Source organism: Streptomyces sp. NPDC020884, assembly GCF_044333935.1.
GTDB lineage: Bacteria > Actinomycetota > Actinomycetes > Streptomycetales > Streptomycetaceae > Streptomyces.
This window is the reverse complement of sequence record NZ_JBIRRY010000012.1, coordinates 35,529-52,022: the sequence shown is the minus strand read 5'-3', so window position 1 is coordinate 52,022 and position 16,494 is coordinate 35,529. Positions and strand designations below refer to the sequence as shown.

The following is a 16,494-nucleotide window of genomic DNA, read 5'->3' as shown; positions in this document are numbered from 1 at the left end:
GTACTCCACTCCGTGCGACGGCAGGCCGTTCAGGTGTGTGGCGTGCGTCACTTCTATGCTTTCTTCGGTCTCCATGGTGCAGTCAGCCCCACCACCCGGCACGGGGGTCTGCCCCCGGGGAACCAGGGTGGTGGCGTCATGGCTGCCCCCGGCCCCCGGCCCGTACGTTCCATGGGGTCAGCGCATTTGTTCCAGAGACCGGAGACGTCATGCCCCAGGCGCCAGCCACCGTTGCGGATCCCGCCGACGAAAGCAGTCCGGACCGCCCTGTTGGATCACCGGGCGGCGCGGCGGCCGGGAGCGATTTCGCCCCGCTGCTGCGTGCGGTGCGGGACCAGGGACTGCTGGAGCGCCGCACGGACCGGTATGCGCTCGGCATCGCCGTGAACCTGGCGGCCTTGGGCGCGGTGATCACCGGCTTCGTTCTGCTGGGCGACACCTGGTGGAGCCTGCTCCTCACGCTGCCGATGGCGGTCCTGTGGACCCGTACGGCCTTCGTCGCCCATGACGCGGGGCATGCGCAGATATCCGGCGACCGCAGGACGAGCAGGTTTATCGGTCTCGTGCACGCCAATCTGCTCCTCGGCATGAACGAGGCGTGGTGGAACGACAAGCACGTACGCCACCACGCCAATCCCAACCACATAGACAAGGACCCCGATGTCGGGGTCGGCGCCCTGGTCTGGACCCAGAAGCAGGCGGCGCAGCGTGAGGGATTCGCCCGCTGGCTGACCAGGAACCAGGCTCGGCTGTTCTTCCCGATGCTGTTGCTCGAGGGCATCGCCCTCAAGATCTACGGATTCCAGTACCTGCGCCGTCAGCCCCTGCGGGAGCGGGCCGTCTCGGCGCTGCTGCTGACCGCGCACTTCGCCCTGTACGTGACGCTGCTGCTGAGCACGCTGTCCCCGGGCAAGGCGATCGTCTTCGCGCTGGTGCTGCACGCGCTGTTCGGCCTCCACCTGGGCATGGCCTTCGCCCCGAACCACAAGGGCATGGAGATGCCCGACCCCGACGGAGAGCGCTGGGGCCACCTCCAGCGGCAGGTCCTGACCTCGCGCAACGTACGGGGCTCCATCCTGACGGACTGGTTCCTCGGGGGGCTGAACTACCAGATCGAGCACCACCTCTTCCCGAGCATGCCCCGCCCCAACCTGCGCCTCGCCCAGCCCCTGGTCAAGGCGCACTGCTCCGGCATCGGCATGCCGTACGCGGAGACCGGACTGGTCGAGTCCTACCGGCAGGCGCTGTCGCACATGCACGACGTCGGTGAGCCGCTGCGATAGCGCGACCGATGATGGGGAACGGAAGGGCGCGCGGACGCGTTCACACAACAGGAGCGGCGCCGGCCGCGAAGGAGGCGTGGACCATGACGAATGGTGCGAAGGTCGCTGTCGGGGGAGTGCTCGCGGCAGCCATCCTGTGGCCCCTGATCGGATTCTGGTGGGCGCTGCTGGTCGTGATCGGCGTCCCCGTGGCGGGCTATCTGCTGCTGGACCCGTCCCAGCGGAGCAGGCTCCGCAGGATCAACCGCAAGCAGATCGGCCGCTGAGACCGGAGACGGGCCGGCCCCGCGAGGGGTTCCGGCCCGCTCGCGATCGCCCGTGCGCCCGGCCCTCGCGCGGGCGGTGCGGGTCGTCCCGAGCCGCCCGCGACGGTGTCACGCGGGGTGGACGGCCAGCCCGTCGAGGGCGCTGAGCAGGCCGGGCAGCGCGGCTCCACGGCCGACGGGGATGACGGTGCCCGGCTCCTCGTCCAACAGGATCAGGGCGATGTCGTCGGTCCGGGCCACCATCGACCACCCCGGGCCGTCGACGCGCAGGGTGCGTGCGTCGGCGGAGGCGTAGGAAGAGCGGATCCGGCCGGGCGGCGGCGGATCCTTCGTATAGGCGTTCGCCTCGGAGAGGGCCCTGCGTGCACCGGGGTGCCGGGGGGACGGAGAGGCCCCGTCCTCCGGCTCTCCCCCGCCACCCGGCTGCAAGAACTGCGCGTCGTCGAGCTGCTCGCGCCACACCGGCCACTGCGCGGCGATCTCGTCCGCGCCGAGCCGCCGCTGCGCCGGACCCCAGGCGTCCGGATCGGGAGGGGACAGCGGTGCGAGGCCCTCCCCGTCCGGCTCCGGATCGTGCGGATCGGGGACACCGGGAGCCGAGACGGCCAGATTCATCGGCCAGCCCGGCAGGGCGCACACCATGGAGCGCTCGTCGGGGGAGAGGTCGTGCTCCATGCCGCAGTCCCACGCGGCGATGGCGACAGCCACCTGGGAGGCGTCGTCGACGACGACGGTCCACCGGGCCCCCTCGCCGTCCTGCCCGAGGACGAGGCCGTAGCCCTGGTCGTACGGTTCGAGCGCGAGCGCGCCGCACGCGGCCACGTAGTCGTCCCCCAGCACGCTCGGGAACCGGGCGGGCGTCAGCAGCATCGCGGTCAGCACCAACAGCGCGTCGTCGGCGACCGCATCGTCCGCACTGGCCACGGTGTCCTCCCCATCGCTCATCGCCCACCTGCCCCTGGCTCGGTCCTGCGTCCCTTGGTCCGTCGGCGCACCCTAACTACTCGGTAACCCCCTCGTCGAGGCCCTGGCGAGCAGGGGGCGTGCCCACCCGTCCGGGTGTGGGGCGGCTGAAGGCCCGGGTGCGCGGGCAGCCTCCACGTAAGGTCGGACATCCGGCCGAGCGAGGGGGACAGCATGGTGAAGCGGTACGACCGGCTGAAGGACATTCAGCGACGCGACCCCGAGCGGGACTTCCTGGAGATCTACCGTCTCTCCGTCACCTACGAGTTCCCCTGGGACATCACCCGCGCCCTCGAACTGGCCCTCTACCGTACCTATGCCGTGCCCAGCATCGGACGACTCCTCGACGAGACAGGGGAGTTGACGGGGCGATCCCAGAAACGCTACGACGACACCGCCCTGCTGCTCGACACGGTGGTGGAGCACGGGTTCGACACCGACGAAGGCCGCACTGCCGTCCGCCGGATCAACCGGATGCACCGCAGCTACGCCATCAGCGACGACGACATGCGCTACGTCCTGTGCACCTTCGTCGTCACCCCGAAGCGCTGGCTGGACCAATTCGGCTGGCGACGCCTCTGCTGCCACGAGCTGGGGGCCTTCGCCGCCTACTACCGCACGCTCGGCGCGCACATGGGGATCAAGGACGTTCCGCAGACCTACGAGGACTTCGAGCGCACCCTGGACGCCTACGAGCACGAGCATTTCGGCTGGGACGAGGGAGCCCGCCGGGTCTCCGACGCCACCCTGGCGCTGATGGCGTCCTGGTATCCAGCGCCGCTGGCCCCGGTGGTGCGCGGCGCCGGACTGGCGCTCATGGACGACTCGCTGCTCAAGGCGTTCCGCTACCGCCGCCCGGGACCGGTGGCCCGCGGACTGACGAGGGGCGCGCTCCGGCTCCGGGCCCGTGCCGTCCGGCTCCTGCCGCCCCGGCAGACGCCCCACTACGCGCGCCAGAACCCCGAGATCAAGGGCTATCCGGACGGGTACGACATCGAGGGGCTCGGCACGTTCCCTGTGCCGGGCGTCCGCGGCTGCCCGGTGCCGGGCCGCCGGCCCCCGCAGGCCCCCGTCGAGTGACTCGACCGCCCGTCCGGGCCACACCCTGGTCGCCCCGACCGGGCCCCGCCCCCGCCTCGTCGTGCCGAGCGGCGGCCGGCGGGTCCTACGAGGCGCCGGAAAGGCCCTCGTCCTGCCGGACCGCGAGAGCCAGGAAGCGGTCGTCCTCGTCCGCGTAGGACTCCAGGCGCCATCCCGAACCGGCCAGCAGTTCACGCAGCCTGGGCTCGGCCCGGAGGTCGTCGTCGGTGACGGTGCGCCCCTGACGTGCGGCGAGGGCGGCCCGGCCGATCGGGTGGAACAGGGCCAGGACCCCGCCCGGTCGCACCACCCGTGCGAGCTCCGCCGTATCCGCCTCGGGGTGGGCCAGATGCGAGATCAGCCCGGCACCGAACACCGCGTCCAACGCCCCTGCGCGCAGCGGCAGCCGTGCGACATCGGCGCGCAGCAGCGTCCCGTTGTCCCCTCGTCCCGCCCGGACGGCTGCCTCCAGCATGGCCGGGGTCAGGTCGGCACCCAGCACGGTGCCCTCCGGCCCGACCGCCGCCCGCAGCGCGGGCAGGGCGCGCCCCGTCCCGCAGCCCGCGTCGAGCACGGCATCGCCGGGGCGCAGCCCGAGCAGATCGGCCGCGGCGGCGTAGGCGGGACCGTCGTCGGGGAAGCGGCTGTCCCAGCCGGCCGCGCGCGGGGTGAAGAAGTCCAGGACGTGGGTGTGGTCGTTGGCCATGGGGACATGATCGCGCACCCCGTGTGCGTGCGAGACGCCGTGCAGTGGGAGGCGGCCCCGGGCAGGCGGCCGAAACGCCGCGAGCGGAGGGCCGGGCATGGGCTTCTGCTCCATGACCGGCCCTCCGCTCGCGGTCGCGTCCGGGCCCCGGGACGCGGCGTGCGATCGCCGGAGGCCGACATGTCCCGTCAGACCCGGAGGCCGAGTGTCCTGTCAGGCCCGGAGGCCGACGTGTCCTGTCAGACGTTGACGCCGTAGTCCGATGCGATGCCCGCCAGGCCCGAGGCGTACCCCTGGCCGACGGCCCGGAACTTCCACTCGGCGCCGTGCCGGTACAGCTCGCCGAAGACCATCGCGGTCTCGGTGGAGGCGTCCTCGCTCAGGTCGTAGCGGGCGAGCTCGACGCCGTTGGCCCGGTTCACCACACGGATGAACGCGTTGCGCACCTGGCCGAAGCTCTGGCCCCGGCTCTGGGCGTCATGGATCGAGACGGGGAACACGATCTTCGCGACCTCGGCGGGGACCGACGCCAGGTCGACCTCGACCGACTCGTCGTCGCCCTCGCCCTCACCCGTCAGGTTGTCACCGGTGTGGCGGACCGAACCGTCGGGGCTGTTGAGGTTGTTGTAGAAGACGAAGTGGCCGTCGGAGAGGACCTTGCCCGCCTCGGAGCACAGCAGCGCACTGGCATCCAGGTCGTGATCGGCCCCGGTCGTGGTCCGTACGTCCCAGCCGAGCCCGACCGTCACGGCGGTCAGGCCGGGGGCCTCCTTCGACAGGGAGACATTGCCGCCCTTCGCCAGGGTCACACCCATGAATTTCCTCCTGTGTTCTGTCGGTCCGCACCGACGATCCGGGCCCTGCGGCTTCACCGCGTCCTGGGTCCGGCGATCGATGCTGTTCTGCTGTCACTCCTGTGGCCGCTACCTGTACGAACGCTCGGCGCGGCACACAGGGTTCCCGGATTGCGCAAGCCATGAAGTGAGAGGCGGCGGGAGGCGTCGGGTCATGGCCCCGCCCCGTGCGCGTCAGGGGCCGTTCTCGTCCTTCATGGCCTTGGCCTCGCTCTTGAGGATGCGCATGGACTTCCCCAGTGCGCGGGCGGTGTCCGGCAGCTTCTTCGAGCCGAAGACGGCGATCACGATGGCCGCCAGGATCAACAGGTGCCAGGGTGCCAGGCCGTTGCGCAACATTCTGCTCCCGCCCTTCTCTCCGTTCGCGCGGCAACAGTTGCCACATTGCGCAACTGTACAACTATCGTTTCGGTCCGGAGCGGGCACCCTCAGGGCTCGACGCGCTGACGGAGCGCCCCTCAGTGCTCGACACGCTCTTCCGGCCCTTCCTGACCTGCTCGCGTACGTGGTCCGGCGCGGCGTCGGGCCGGTGGCGGCTCTCGTACCGTCGGCGGGCCGCCGTGAGTCCGAGCGCGTACAGACCCAGGACCGAGCCGATCAACAGGTAGTAGAGGGGCGGCAGGGCGCTCATGCCCAGCACCGGCCCGAGCGGGGTGAGCGGGAGCACGACGCCCACCGCCGCGAGACCCGCCGCGGCAGCCCGCAGCGGCCCGCCCGCCCGGCGTTCGGCGCCCCTGCGACCGGTCCGCAGGAGGATCATCACGAGAGCCTGGGTGAGCAGGTTCTCGGTGAACCACCCGGCGTGGAACGCGGCCTCTCCGTCGTCCCCGGACGCGTTGTGGAGGGCGAGCGCGAGCACTCCGAAGGTGGCGAGGTCGGCGGCCGCGTTGAGCAGGCCGAACCCCGTGATGAAGCGCAGGAAGTCGCGCGGCCGCAGCACGGTGGGGCGGCGCAGGACCGAAGCCGCCGGGCGGTCGAACGCGAAGGCCAGCTGCGCCGCGTCGAAGCAGAGGTTCTGCACCAGCACCTGCGCCGGGAGCATGGGAAGGAAGGGCAGCATCAGCCCGGCCGTCAGCATCGCGATGACATTGCCGAGGTTCGAGGAGAGCGTGATGCGCAGATAGGTGGCGATGTTCCCGCTGCTGCGCCGGCCCGCCAGCACCGCATGGTCGATCGCGGTGAGGTCCTTCTCCGCCAGGACGACATCGGCCGCCTCCCGGGCCACGTCCACGGCGTTGCGGGGGCAGATGCCCACGTCGGCGGCGCGCAGGGCGGGCAGGTCGTTGACGCCGTCCCCGAGGAAGCCGGTCGTGTGACCGCCGGCGCGCAGGGCCGAGACGATCCGGGCCTTGTGCTCGGGGGTGCAGCGCGCGAACACCGTGGCCCGGTCCGCCACCCCGACCAGCTCCGTGTCCGACAGGGTGTCCACCAGCTCGGCCGTCACCACCTCGTCGGGTCCGGCGCGGCCCTCCGGACGCAGCCCGAGATCCGCGCAGACCCGGGCGGCCGTACCCGGATGGTCGCCGGTGAGCACCTTCACGCTCACGCCCCGCCGCGCGAGCACGCCGAGCGCGTGGGCGGCGCTCGGGGCCGGAACGTCCCGCAGCGCCACCAGCCCCAGGAAGGTCAGACCCCGCTCGTCCGCAGGGGTGTACGCGCCCGGCCGGGACGTCCGGTCGGCACGGGCCACGGCCAGCAGACGCAGCCCGGTCCCGGCCTTCCGGTCCGCCAGGGCGAGCAGCCGGTCGCGCTCGTCCTGCTCGATGGCGCACCGGTCGAGCACGGCCTCGACGGCGCCCTTGGTGACCAGGGTGTGCACACCGAGCCGGTCGGGCCGCCGGACCACGGCGGTCGCGACGCGGCGCACCGGATCGAAGGGCAGGACCGCGACACCCTCGTACACGTCCGGATCCACCTCCCCGGCAGCGGACGGACCGCACTCCTCGGCGGCGTCCAGCACCGCTTCGTCGAGCGCGTCGGCCGCGGGCAGTTCCGCCAGCTGGAGCGTCCACAGCGCACTGATCGCCGCCCACCGCAGTACGTCGGGATCGGCCCGGTCCGTACAGTCTGTCGCCCCGGCGACGACGGGCCGGTCCTCGGTCAGCGTGCCGGTCTTGTCCAGGCACAGCACGTCGACCGCCCCCAGGTCGTGCAGCGCCGGGAGCCGTTTGACGATCACCCCGCTGGTGCGCGCCAGCCGGGCGGCGCCCCGCGCGAGCGTCGTCGTGACGATGACCGGCAGCATCTCCGGCGTGAGCCCCACGGCGACGGCCACGGCGAACGGCAGCGTCTCCAGACCCCGGCCGCGCAGCGCCGCATTGGCCATCAGCACCAGGGGCGGAGTCAGGAGCATGAAGCGGATGAGGGTCCAGGAGATCCCCTGGACCGACCGGTCGAAGGCGCTCGCACCCCGCTGCCGGGCCCGGCCGTCGTGGGCGGCGGCGAACCGGGTCTCCCCGCCGGTGGCCACGATCACCGCCGTACCGCTGCCGGAGGTGACGCTGCTGCCCTGGAAACACCACTGCGGCTGCGCGAACGGTCCGGCCCCGGACAGCGCGGGGTCAGGAACGTCGAGGGCCTGCTTGGCCACCGGCGCCGATTCCCCGGTCAGGGCCGACTGATGCACGGTGAGGCCGTCGGTACGCAGCAGATGGACATCGGCGGGTACGAGATCGCCCGGCCGGAGCCGGATCACATCCCCCGGCACCAGGTCGGCGATCGGCACCTCCCGTTCCCGGGGAGAGGCGTCCTCCGTGGTGCGGCGCACCACGGTCGCCGTGGTCGCCACCAGTTCGCGCAGCGCCGCGGTGGACCGGTCGGCGCGATGCTCCTCGGTCGAACGCAGCAGGCAGCTCACCCCGACGAGGGCCAGGATGACGCAGGCGGTGCCCCAGGCGGCGACGAGGGCCGAGACCAGGCCCAGACAGAGCAGTACGGAGGTGAAGGGATCCCGGAGACTGCGCAGGAAGCGCCGGGGCCAGGGCACGGGCCGCCGAGCGGGCAGAACGTTCTCGCCGATCCGGCCGAGCCGGATCTCGGCCTCCGCCTCCAGCAGTCCGCGGGGCCCGCTGCCGAGGGCGCGCAGCGTCTGTAGGGAGGTGGGCCCGGTGCCGGCGGCCGGAGCCGTGTTCCTGCGATCCCCGCCGGGTCCTGCCGCTGGATCCGAGCCGGCGCCGGTGCCGGTGCCGGGAAACGGTGTGACGGAGGCCGCTGCGCCGGAGGTGATGTGTCCGGGCCCCGCGGCTGAACTGCTCTCAGGCACCGAGCTCACGCAGGCGGACGGGCTGCTGGGAGGGGTGCCCGGCGCGTTCGGCCAGTTGGCCGACCATGAGCCGGACGACCGTCACCACATCGGGATCGTCGACCAGATAGACCTGCCGCCGACCCTCACGGCGCGAACGGACGAGACCGGCCAGCTTCAGCTTCGTCAGGTGCTGGCTGATCGAGGGAAGGGTGCCGCCCACCCGCTCGGCAAGTCCCGTCACATCGCTCTCGCCCTGTGCCAGTGCCCACACGATGTGCAGCCGTGCCGGTGTCGCCAGCAGGCCGAACGCCGCCGCGGCCTCCGCCAGCACCTCCGCGGGCGGATCCTGGAAACCGCCGTCGGAACCTGTCGACACGCTCGTATCTCCTCGTCCCCGGGCCGTTTGCGCGGACCCGACACCGCTGACCGTTTGCGCCGGCCGAAAAGGCCAGTGTAGAGGCCGCTGCGGAAGCGCCCGAGGCCCGCGAGGGACAGGCGACCCGTCGAAGGGAGACGTAAGAAGGTCGGGATGAGGTCGGGATAAGGCAAGGAGCGACCGGGGCGAAGCCACATCGGTCAAGAACGATCAATCCGCGCGAGCGCAGCCGACCGGTTGCCATGCTGTCGGCCCGCAAGCGATTGCTGAAGCAAGGCCCGTACCGATCTCCGAACGAATGCCACGCGTGAGAGAGCAGGGACGCATGCCCGCCGAGCACGTCGACAGCGCCGAGAGCCTCCGCACCGACCGCCGCACCGCCGGGAACGTCGGGAACGTCGGGAACGTCGGGAGGAGCATGATCGGAGAGGACATCGCGCTCACCCTGAAGATCGTCGTGGCGGGCGGCTTCGGGGCCGGGAAGACCACCCTGGTCGGCTCGGTCAGCGAGATCCGCCCGCTGTACTCGGAGGAGACGCTGAGCGAGAGCGGGCGGGACCGGGACGACACCGACGGGGTCGAGCGAAAGACCACCACGACCGTGGCGATGGACTTCGGCCGCATCACCGTCCACACCGGCCTGTCGCTCTACCTGTTCGGCACGCCGGGCCAGGACCGCTTCTGGTTTCTGTGGGACGAGCTGTGCGAGGGCGCCCTCGCGGCGATCGTGCTCGCCGACACCCGGCGGCTCGAGGACTGCTTCGCCGCCGTCGACTATTTCGAGCGCCGCCGGATACCGTTCCTCGTCGCCGTCAACCGCTTCCCCGGCGCTCGCGACCATACGGAGCACGACGTCGCGCAGGCGCTCGACCTCGACCCGGGCACACCGGTCGTGCTGTGTGACGCGCGCGACCGGGCCTCCGGGAAAGAAGTCCTGATCCGTACGGTCGAGTATGCCGGGCGCATGCACACCGCCCGACTCCTCGCCTCCGTCGGCTGACCGCAGGGTGTCGCGGCCCGTCCGTCAGTCGGCCATGTCGGCCATCGCGACCACCTTGTCGATCCGCACGCGCACGATCAGTTCGCCGGGGACCCCGTTGCGCCGGCCGAACTCCTCGGCAGCGTCCGCCCCCACATAGCGGCCGGCGATCAGCGTCGCCCACCGCAGCAGTTCCTTGGGGTCCTCGCTCAGCTCGGCATGCCCCTGCACCACCGCGAACGCGTACGGATGCCGGTCGTCGTCGATGCACAGAGCGACCCGCCCGTCGCGTGCCAGATTGCGCCCCTTCACGCTCTTCTTCCCGGTGTTGAAGACCACCGAGTCGCCGTCGAGAAGGAACCAGACGGGAGCGATGTGCGGGCTGCCGTCGGCCCGCACCGTCGAAACCTTCGCCGTGCGCGTGCCCTCCGACAGGAAGGCCCGCCATTCTTCTTCGGTCATGTGGTGTGCCATGGGCCCATCCTGAGCCCGATCCCCGCATGGCGCGAAGCGGCACCCCGCGCTGTGAGGGGCGCTTGCCCCTGCGGGGCCGTTGCGCAAGGCTTACGCGTAGTGGGGTACGGGGAACGAAGGTACGGGGAGGACGAGCACATGCCGCTTGACCGGGGACTTGACTGGCTCCTTGACGATCTCACCAGCAGGGTGCAATTCATCCGACACGCCTTGGTGCTGTCGAACGACGGACTGGTCACCGGGGCCAGCACCGGACTCGCCCGGGAGGACGCGGAGCACCTGGCGGCGGTTTCCTCCGGTCTGCAGAGTCTGGCGCGCGGGTCGGGGCGTCACTTCCGGGCGGGCAGGGCCCGCCAGACGATGGTTGAGTTCGACGAGGCGCTGCTTTTCGTGACGGCCGCCGGTGACGGCAGTTGCCTGTGCGTGCTGACCGCCGCCGAAGCCGACGTCGGCCAGGTCGCCTACGAGATGACCCTGCTCGTCAACCGGGTCGGAGAACACCTCGGAGTCTCCGTACGCCAAGGCGGACCCGAGGACATCGGACCCCTCTGACCTGTGCCTTTCGTCGCCGGTGGAGAGTTATCCACAGGGCTGACGGGCGATGACTCCCTCGAGCTACGGTGATCACGGAGAGTATTCGAGCCGACGGGGGAGGACAGTCATGACGGTCAAGGAAGTGCTGCGGGGGCGCGGCGGGGCCCAGGACGTGCGGGCCGAGGACGCAGGTGCGCGGACCGAGGTCGCAGGCGCGCCGGCCGATGACACGAGCGCGCGGGCCGACGCGCATGCCGGGGGCGTGGGCGCGCAGGCAGTGGGTGCGGGCAGGCAGGCTTCGCCTGCCGCCCCGGGGACGACGGTCGCGGCCGGTCGCGCCGCCCAGGAACTGGGGATCCGGCGTGCGGAGTTCGAGCTGGCCGTGCACCTCGGGCTAATCGCCGTCGTCGGCGCACCCGGCGTAGGGCGGCCACGGGTGCACGAGGAGGAGATCGCGCGTCTGCGGGAGCAGCCGGGTTTCCCCGACGGACTGGCGGAGCGGGTCCGCACCGTCGGAACAGCGGAAGGGGCGGCTCTGCTGGACATCGCTCCGGCACGGCTCACCCGGCTGGCACGCGCGGGCTGCGTCTCGCCGGTCACGTTCTATCTGAACCGGTATCGCGCGGTGGTCTGGCTCTACCTCACCGACGAGCTTGCCGCGCTGGCCTCCCGGGAGCCCGAGCTGCTCGCCGGACGGACACCTCTGGGGATGCGCACGATGCTGGAGTCGGGCGCCGACTGGCGGGCGCGCAACTGGCGCTCGCAGCGCATCGACCGGTTGCTGAACCGCACGCAGGACCCCTGGGAACGGGCGGCGGTCCAGGCGTCGGCACTGGACCCGGTGCAACTGGCGGAAGTGGTGGACGACCCCTATGAACGCGCCTATCTCGTACGGGTCCGACCCGAGCCGGTCTTCGGACGCCCGGGATCCATGGCGGCGAGGGAGGCCATGGGGGAGTTGATGCTGGCCGACGATCCGGACGAGATTCTCTGGCGGCGGGTCAATCTGGCCCTGGAGCTGGACCGGGCACGCGAGGACCGGCCGGCGCCTCGCCCCGGGGACGACGGGGCGATCCGGGCGGCGCCGGACGCCCGCCCCGAGGCGTCACGCTCGGTTGCGGTGCGCGCGCCGGCGGGGAAGGGGTTGCTCGCCAGGCTCGGGTGGCGTGGTCGGGGTGCCGGATAAGGCTTCGCACCTCCCGCTCGTATCGGCCATTCTGTCCCTATGTTGATCAGAGAAGCCGTCGCCGAGGACTGGCCTGCCATCTGGCCGTTCTTCCACTCGATCGTCTCCGCGGGCGAGACGCTGACCTACCCGCTCGAGCTCGGCGAGAAGGAGGCCGAAGGATGGTGGTTCGTTGCTGCGCCGAGCCGAGTGGTCGTCGCCGTGGGCGACGCCGGGACGGTGCTCGGCACGGCGAAGATGAATCGCAACCACATGGGCAACGGCTCCCACATAGCCAGCGCCACCTATATGGTCGACCCCGATCACTCCGGCCGGGGAGTGGGGCGCGCGCTGTGCGCCTACTCGGTCGACTGGGCTCGCGCCGAAGGGTATCGGGCCATGCAGTTCAACGCGGTGGTCGAGACCAACACCCACGCCGTCAAGCTGTACCGGTCGATCGGCTTCGACGTGATCGGCACCCTTCCGGAAGGCTTCAACCATCCGACCCAGGGCTATGTGGGGCTTCACATCATGCACAAGGCGCTGTGACGACTTGACGATGTGTCGACCGGGCTGAGCGCGTGCGGCGATCAGGCGGTGGGGTGATCAGCTGTCGGTCCCAGCGGCGGTCCCAGCTCCGGTCCCGGGTTCCGGTCGCAGCTCCGGGCCCGGCAGCGTGCGGCCTGCCGGGCCGCCGTCCGCCGCGCCGCTCGCAGTGACCGCGGGGACGACCGCCCCGGCCCAGGAGAGGGCCGTCCATCCCTCGTCTGGGGAGCCCTCGACCACCACCACGCCCGTGTTGTCCAGGCCGTGTTCGGCGGCGAACTCGACCGAGACGTTCCGTGCGCGGGCGGCTGCCCACACACGGATGGCGGCGCCATGACTGACGAGCGCCGCGGTCCTGGCCTGCCCGGACTGCGCTGCCTCGGCCACCACCGCGTCGAAGCGGGCCAGGGCCTCCGTCCCGTTCTCGCCCCCGGGCATCCGGCGGGCGAGGTCCCCGGCGGGCCAGGAGAAGGCGGTCGTCAGGTACTGCCGGACGGCCTCGTCATCGGCCCGCATCTCCGGGTCGCCGGCCGACAGTTCCCGGATCCCGTCACGGATCCGGACCTCGATGCCCCGCTCCTGGGCAAGGGGCGCGGCCGTGAGCTGCGTACGCGTCAGGGTGGAGGCGTACAACGTCGCGATGTCCTCCGCGGCGAGCGCCCCGGGCAGGGCCGCCGCCTGCCGCAGACCCAGGTCGGTCAGCCCGGGGCCGGGCCGCGCGGTGTCCAGGAAGTGGCCGAGGTTGGACGGTGTCTGGCCGTGACGGATCAGCAGCAATCGCATAGAACGGGTCATGCTCCAGGCTCGGGCGCACAGGCGGCGGCAGATAGATGCACAGTCCACCCTCTCATTCGGCCACCGTCGGGGAACAGTTCGGCCACCGCTGGAGAACGGGACGGCGGGAGGCCTGTCCGCCTTGCCGGAAGTAGCGGGGATATGCCCGGAGTTGGTGCGAGGGGCCACGCACGGGGCGACTACGTCGCTCCTGGGCGATGGCAGTACTGTGCGCCCCACCGCCATTCGGGCGATGAGATGTATCTGGAGGAAGAATCCATGACCATACCCAGGAGATCGTGGCGTGGCGCGGGAGCACTCGTGGCCGCTGCGGTCGTCGGTCTGACCGGAGGCGTCATCTCCGCCGGTCCGGCCGCGGCTCACACCCCCACCTGGGCCGTGACCTGCTCCGAGGTGACTGTCGACCTCACCAACTACACGAGCGACGTCCCCAACACGGTGACCGTCACGGTGGACGGCAAGGACCTGCTCCCCACCGAGACGTTCGGCCGTGAGTTCCACAAGAAGCTGACGCTGCCCGAGCACGACAAGGCGGTGACCGTCCGACTGGTCGTCAAGGACGCCGACGGCGACGGCCGGCACTCCATCGACAAGACGGAGACGGCCGAGGTGTGCGACGAGGAGCCCAGCCCCACGCCGCCCGAGCCGACCCCGAGCGAGCCGGCCCCGTCGGAGACGCCGGGCACCGAGACCCCCGAGCCGAGCGCCACGCCGAGCGAGACGCCTTCGGAGTCCGCGCCCGCCGTGCCCGCCCCGAGCCCGAGCTCGCCGGACCTGGCCGAGACCGGCTCGTCGTCGACGACTCCGGTCATCGGTGGCGCCGCTGTCGCGGTGCTGCTGGCCGGTGGCGGCATCCTGTGGGCCGTCCGCAAGCGGCGTACCGCCCAGAGCTGACGCTCCCGCGTTCAGCGGCCCGCGCCGGCGGTACGCGGCAGCAGGCCCTCGGGCGGTAGGAGCGCAGGAAGCGGCCGAGGCCGTCCGACCACCGGTCCGGACCGTATGGGCCGGTGGTCGAGGGGTGTGGCGCAGCACCACGGTGCTGCGCCACACCCCTCGACGTTCCTCACCGCTCCGCGACCGTCGGCGGCGCGGTGGCCGGCGGGGGAGCGGGGCCGACCTCGCACCAGACGGCTTTGCCCTCGCCGCGGGGTTCGATTCCCCAGCGGGTGGCGACCGCGTCCAGCAGGAGCAGCCCCCGCCCGGAGGTGGAGGTCTCGCCCGGTGTACGCCGACGGGGCCAGGCGCTGGAGCGGTCCTGGACCGACAGCCGGATCCGCCGCACCGGTTCGGGCAGCACTTCCAATGTCAGGACGGCCCCGCCCTCGGTGTGCAGGAGCACGTTCACCAACAACTCGCCCGTGACGAGCTCCGCATCGTCCGCGAACTCGGCCATGTCCCAGTCGGCGAGGGCCTGGCGCACGATCGCGCGGGCGTCCGAGAGCCCTTCCGGGTCCGCCTGGTGGATGTACTGGTGGATCCGTGGCGCGTGCGACGACCCCACGTCCGGGCTCCGGCGCAGGACCAGGAGCGCCACATCGTCCCCCGACCCCCACCGTTCCCACAGCCGTTCCGACAGATGATCGGCCAGCGCCTCGGCCCCGGCGGGCCCCGCGCTCACCTCGTTGCGCAGCGCGTCGATCCCGGTGTCGAGGTCGGCCCCGGGCTCCTCCACCAGCCCGTCCGTGTACAGCACGAACGTCTCCCCGGGCACCAGGTCGAGCCGGGTCTCCGGGTACTCCTCGTCCTGGAGATCGGTGGAGGTGCCCAGCGGCAGCCCGCCACGCACCTGCGGGCTGCCGACCCGCCCGTCGACGTGGCGGATCAACGGGCCGAGGTGCCCGGCCCGCACCACCTGCACCGCTCCGGAGGCCAGGTCGACCTGGGCGTACGTGCAGGTGGCGAAGCGCTCGGTGTCCAGTTCGGAGAGGAAGCGGGAAGCCCGTGCCAGTACGGTGGCCGGCGGGTGGCCCTCGGCTGCGTAGGCGCGCAGGGCGATGCGCAACTGGCCCATGATCGCGGCCGCGTGGGTGTCGTGCCCCTGCACGTCCCCCACGACCAGCCCGTAACGCTTCTTGGGCAGGGTGATCACGTCGTACCAGTCGCCGCCGACCTGTCGGCCGCTCCACGCGGCGTGGTAGCGGACCGCGATCTCGCCGCCTTCGACGTCCTGTATCCGGGGCGGGAGCATCGCGGACTGGAGCTGGGTGGCGAACTCCCGCTCCTCGTCGAAGAGCATCGCCCGCTGCAGCGACTGGGCCACGATCGCCGCCAGGCCCAGGCACAGGATGCGCTCGTCCGCGTTGAAGACCGTGCGCTCGCGGTAGAAGAGAGCCAGACCGCCGAGCGACCGGGCCTGGGCCACCAGCGGGAGATACGCCGCCGCCCGGAACTTGAGTCTCCCCAGATGCGGTTCCAGTTCCGGGTAGCGCCGGGCCAGGGCGGCGAGGGAGGTGATGAACCGGGGGCGTCCGCTGCGGATGGTGTCCGCGAGGGGGAGATTGCGGTCGAGGTCACCGGAGCCGAGCCCGTCGAGCACCTCGAGCGACTCGCCACTCAGTGCGACGATGTTCAGGGCGGAGTTCTCCACGAGGCCCAGGGCGAGTCCGTCCGCGCCGAGCCGGGCCAGCCCGCCGGGTCCGGTGAGGGCGGCCGTCACATCGTCCACGGTCACCGCGCGGGACATGGCACTCGTTGTGCGTTCAACGATATTGGTCTGGCGTTGCCGCCGCTTTTCCAGATCGAGGACGAAGGCCGAATGGGTGACCTCCGCCGTCGCGTCCCGGACGACCCCCACGATCCGATGGGCTCTGCCGTCCTTCGATCGCAGGATGCGAGCCTGGACATGGGTCCACTGCGTGGTCCCGTCGTCCAGCGGAACGCGGAAGTGGACGCTGTAGGAACTGCTGCCTCCGGTGATGGCCTCGTCGATCGTGACATCGAGCCGAGCACGTTCCGCCGGTTCCAGATGCTCCAGCAGGGCGGCCGGGCGTGCGTCGAACGTCGCCGGGTCCACGCCGAACACCATGAGCCCGGCCTCGTCGATGTCCAGGGTCCGGGTGTCCAGATCCCAGTCGAAGCTGCCGGTCCGGTTCATGGCGAGGCGTTCCGTCGGCCGGATCTCACCGTTGGTCTTCCGGTCGATCCGGCGGAGCGGAGAGGCTTCGGCGTCCTGCCGCCGTTCGTCGTCGGTCATTCCTGCTCCGGAGGTCGTCCGGCGGGGCCGTGCGTC

The 16,494-nt window shown here is 71.6% G+C and carries 17 protein-coding genes; 8 read left to right on the top strand and 9 right to left on the bottom strand.

Annotation, left to right across the window (positions count from 1 at the left end; genetic code table 11):
* Positions 1-209: 209 nt before the first annotated feature.
* Positions 210-1,283 (top strand): fatty acid desaturase family protein, encoded by a 1,074-nt coding sequence (locus ACH4UK_RS31985; protein WP_398361958.1) that lies wholly within the window; start codon positions 210-212, stop codon positions 1,281-1,283.
* Positions 1,284-1,366: 83 nt separating this feature from the next.
* Complete coding sequence (locus ACH4UK_RS31980; RefSeq protein WP_398361957.1) at positions 1,367-1,549, top strand: hypothetical protein; 183 nt, start codon at positions 1,367-1,369, stop codon at positions 1,547-1,549.
* Between the two features lie 108 nt (positions 1,550-1,657).
* Here the strand turns inward: ACH4UK_RS31980 and ACH4UK_RS31975 are convergent, their stop codons facing one another.
* On the bottom strand, positions 1,658-2,494 hold the full coding sequence (locus tag ACH4UK_RS31975; RefSeq protein ID WP_398361955.1) for a hypothetical protein: 837 nt from the start codon (positions 2,492-2,494) through the stop codon (positions 1,658-1,660).
* Positions 2,495-2,686: 192 nt separating this feature from the next.
* On the opposite strand from ACH4UK_RS31975, the gene ACH4UK_RS31970 reads away from it, so the two are divergent.
* The gene (locus ACH4UK_RS31970; RefSeq protein ID WP_398361953.1) at positions 2,687-3,592 is read left to right on the top strand and encodes an oxygenase MpaB family protein; all 906 of its coding nucleotides are present in this window, start codon (positions 2,687-2,689) and stop codon (positions 3,590-3,592) included.
* Positions 3,593-3,677: 85 nt separating this feature from the next.
* Here the strand turns inward: ACH4UK_RS31970 and ACH4UK_RS31965 are convergent, their stop codons facing one another.
* The 5 genes from ACH4UK_RS31965 to ACH4UK_RS31945 form a co-directional block, all read right to left on the bottom strand.
* Entirely contained in the window at positions 3,678-4,298 is a 621-nt protein-coding gene (locus ACH4UK_RS31965; RefSeq protein ID WP_398361951.1) for a class I SAM-dependent methyltransferase, read from the bottom strand.
* A 239-nt stretch (positions 4,299-4,537) separates the two neighbouring features.
* Positions 4,538-5,113: a TerD family protein gene (locus ACH4UK_RS31960; RefSeq protein WP_398361949.1), complete on the bottom strand. Its 576-nt coding sequence runs from the start codon at positions 5,111-5,113 to the stop codon at positions 4,538-4,540.
* A gap of 213 nt (positions 5,114-5,326) precedes the next feature.
* Positions 5,327-5,491: a Sec-independent protein translocase subunit TatA gene (gene tatA / locus ACH4UK_RS31955; protein ID WP_398361947.1), complete on the bottom strand. Its 165-nt coding sequence runs from the start codon at positions 5,489-5,491 to the stop codon at positions 5,327-5,329.
* A gap of 61 nt (positions 5,492-5,552) precedes the next feature.
* Positions 5,553-8,414: a magnesium-translocating P-type ATPase gene (gene mgtA, locus ACH4UK_RS31950; RefSeq protein ID WP_398361946.1), complete on the bottom strand. Its 2,862-nt coding sequence runs from the start codon at positions 8,412-8,414 to the stop codon at positions 5,553-5,555.
* Positions 8,407-8,772, bottom strand: coding sequence for an ArsR/SmtB family transcription factor (locus ACH4UK_RS31945; protein WP_398361944.1), 366 nt, complete (start codon positions 8,770-8,772; stop codon positions 8,407-8,409). Before ACH4UK_RS31945 ends, mgtA begins: the two co-directional genes overlap by 8 nt.
* Before the next feature lie 325 nt (positions 8,773-9,097).
* Here ACH4UK_RS31945 and ACH4UK_RS31940 point away from each other — a divergent pair, with 325 nt between their 5' ends.
* Entirely contained in the window at positions 9,098-9,772 is a 675-nt protein-coding gene (locus ACH4UK_RS31940) for a GTP-binding protein (RefSeq protein ID WP_398361942.1), read from the top strand.
* A gap of 24 nt (positions 9,773-9,796) precedes the next feature.
* On the opposite strand, the gene ACH4UK_RS31935 is transcribed toward ACH4UK_RS31940, so the two are convergent.
* Positions 9,797-10,225, bottom strand: coding sequence for a PPOX class F420-dependent oxidoreductase (locus tag ACH4UK_RS31935; RefSeq protein ID WP_398361940.1), 429 nt, complete (start codon positions 10,223-10,225; stop codon positions 9,797-9,799).
* A 138-nt stretch (positions 10,226-10,363) separates the two neighbouring features.
* Here ACH4UK_RS31935 and ACH4UK_RS31930 point away from each other — a divergent pair, with 138 nt between their 5' ends.
* The 3 genes from ACH4UK_RS31930 (at position 10,364) to ACH4UK_RS31920 (ending at position 12,473) form a co-directional block, all read left to right on the top strand.
* Positions 10,364-10,777, top strand: a complete 414-nt coding sequence (locus ACH4UK_RS31930) for a roadblock/LC7 domain-containing protein (protein WP_398361939.1) — start codon at positions 10,364-10,366, stop codon at positions 10,775-10,777.
* 109 nt (positions 10,778-10,886) lie between these two features.
* Positions 10,887-11,945 (top strand): DUF6397 family protein, encoded by a 1,059-nt coding sequence (locus tag ACH4UK_RS31925; protein ID WP_398361937.1) that lies wholly within the window; start codon positions 10,887-10,889, stop codon positions 11,943-11,945.
* Positions 11,946-11,984: 39 nt separating this feature from the next.
* Entirely contained in the window at positions 11,985-12,473 is a 489-nt protein-coding gene (locus ACH4UK_RS31920) for a GNAT family N-acetyltransferase (protein WP_398361935.1), read from the top strand.
* A 57-nt stretch (positions 12,474-12,530) separates the two neighbouring features.
* Here the strand turns inward: ACH4UK_RS31920 and ACH4UK_RS31915 are convergent, their stop codons facing one another.
* Positions 12,531-13,253, bottom strand: coding sequence for a histidine phosphatase family protein (locus ACH4UK_RS31915; protein ID WP_398361934.1), 723 nt, complete (start codon positions 13,251-13,253; stop codon positions 12,531-12,533).
* A 270-nt stretch (positions 13,254-13,523) separates the two neighbouring features.
* On the opposite strand from ACH4UK_RS31915, the gene ACH4UK_RS31910 reads away from it, so the two are divergent.
* Entirely contained in the window at positions 13,524-14,159 is a 636-nt protein-coding gene (locus ACH4UK_RS31910; RefSeq protein ID WP_398361932.1) for an LAETG motif-containing sortase-dependent surface protein, read from the top strand.
* A 169-nt stretch (positions 14,160-14,328) separates the two neighbouring features.
* On the opposite strand, the gene ACH4UK_RS31905 is transcribed toward ACH4UK_RS31910, so the two are convergent.
* Positions 14,329-16,458: a SpoIIE family protein phosphatase gene (locus ACH4UK_RS31905; protein WP_398361930.1), complete on the bottom strand. Its 2,130-nt coding sequence runs from the start codon at positions 16,456-16,458 to the stop codon at positions 14,329-14,331.
* Positions 16,459-16,494 lie beyond the last annotated feature (36 nt).

Bases quoted from the DNA above. Each gene is read 5' to 3' on its own strand.
- ACH4UK_RS31985 (WP_398361958.1), top strand. From the start codon at position 210: ATGCCCCAGGCGCCAGCCACCGTTGCGGATCCCGCCGACGAAAGCAGT.
- ACH4UK_RS31980 (WP_398361957.1), top strand. From the start codon at position 1,367: ATGACGAATGGTGCGAAGGTCGCTGTCGGGGGAGTGCTCGCGGCAGCC.
- ACH4UK_RS31975 (WP_398361955.1), bottom strand. From the start codon at position 2,494: ATGAGCGATGGGGAGGACACCGTGGCCAGTGCGGACGATGCGGTCGCC.
- ACH4UK_RS31970 (WP_398361953.1), top strand. From the start codon at position 2,687: ATGGTGAAGCGGTACGACCGGCTGAAGGACATTCAGCGACGCGACCCC.
- ACH4UK_RS31965 (WP_398361951.1), bottom strand. From the start codon at position 4,298: ATGGCCAACGACCACACCCACGTCCTGGACTTCTTCACCCCGCGCGCG.
- ACH4UK_RS31960 (WP_398361949.1), bottom strand. From the start codon at position 5,113: ATGGGTGTGACCCTGGCGAAGGGCGGCAATGTCTCCCTGTCGAAGGAG.
- tatA (WP_398361947.1), bottom strand. From the start codon at position 5,491: ATGTTGCGCAACGGCCTGGCACCCTGGCACCTGTTGATCCTGGCGGCC.
- ACH4UK_RS31940 (WP_398361942.1), top strand. From the start codon at position 9,098: ATGCCCGCCGAGCACGTCGACAGCGCCGAGAGCCTCCGCACCGACCGC.
- ACH4UK_RS31935 (WP_398361940.1), bottom strand. From the start codon at position 10,225: ATGGCACACCACATGACCGAAGAAGAATGGCGGGCCTTCCTGTCGGAG.
- ACH4UK_RS31930 (WP_398361939.1), top strand. From the start codon at position 10,364: ATGCCGCTTGACCGGGGACTTGACTGGCTCCTTGACGATCTCACCAGC.
- ACH4UK_RS31925 (WP_398361937.1), top strand. From the start codon at position 10,887: ATGACGGTCAAGGAAGTGCTGCGGGGGCGCGGCGGGGCCCAGGACGTG.
- ACH4UK_RS31920 (WP_398361935.1), top strand. From the start codon at position 11,985: ATGTTGATCAGAGAAGCCGTCGCCGAGGACTGGCCTGCCATCTGGCCG.
- ACH4UK_RS31915 (WP_398361934.1), bottom strand. From the start codon at position 13,253: ATGCGATTGCTGCTGATCCGTCACGGCCAGACACCGTCCAACCTCGGC.
- ACH4UK_RS31910 (WP_398361932.1), top strand. From the start codon at position 13,524: ATGACCATACCCAGGAGATCGTGGCGTGGCGCGGGAGCACTCGTGGCC.
- ACH4UK_RS31905 (WP_398361930.1), bottom strand. From the start codon at position 16,458: ATGACCGACGACGAACGGCGGCAGGACGCCGAAGCCTCTCCGCTCCGC.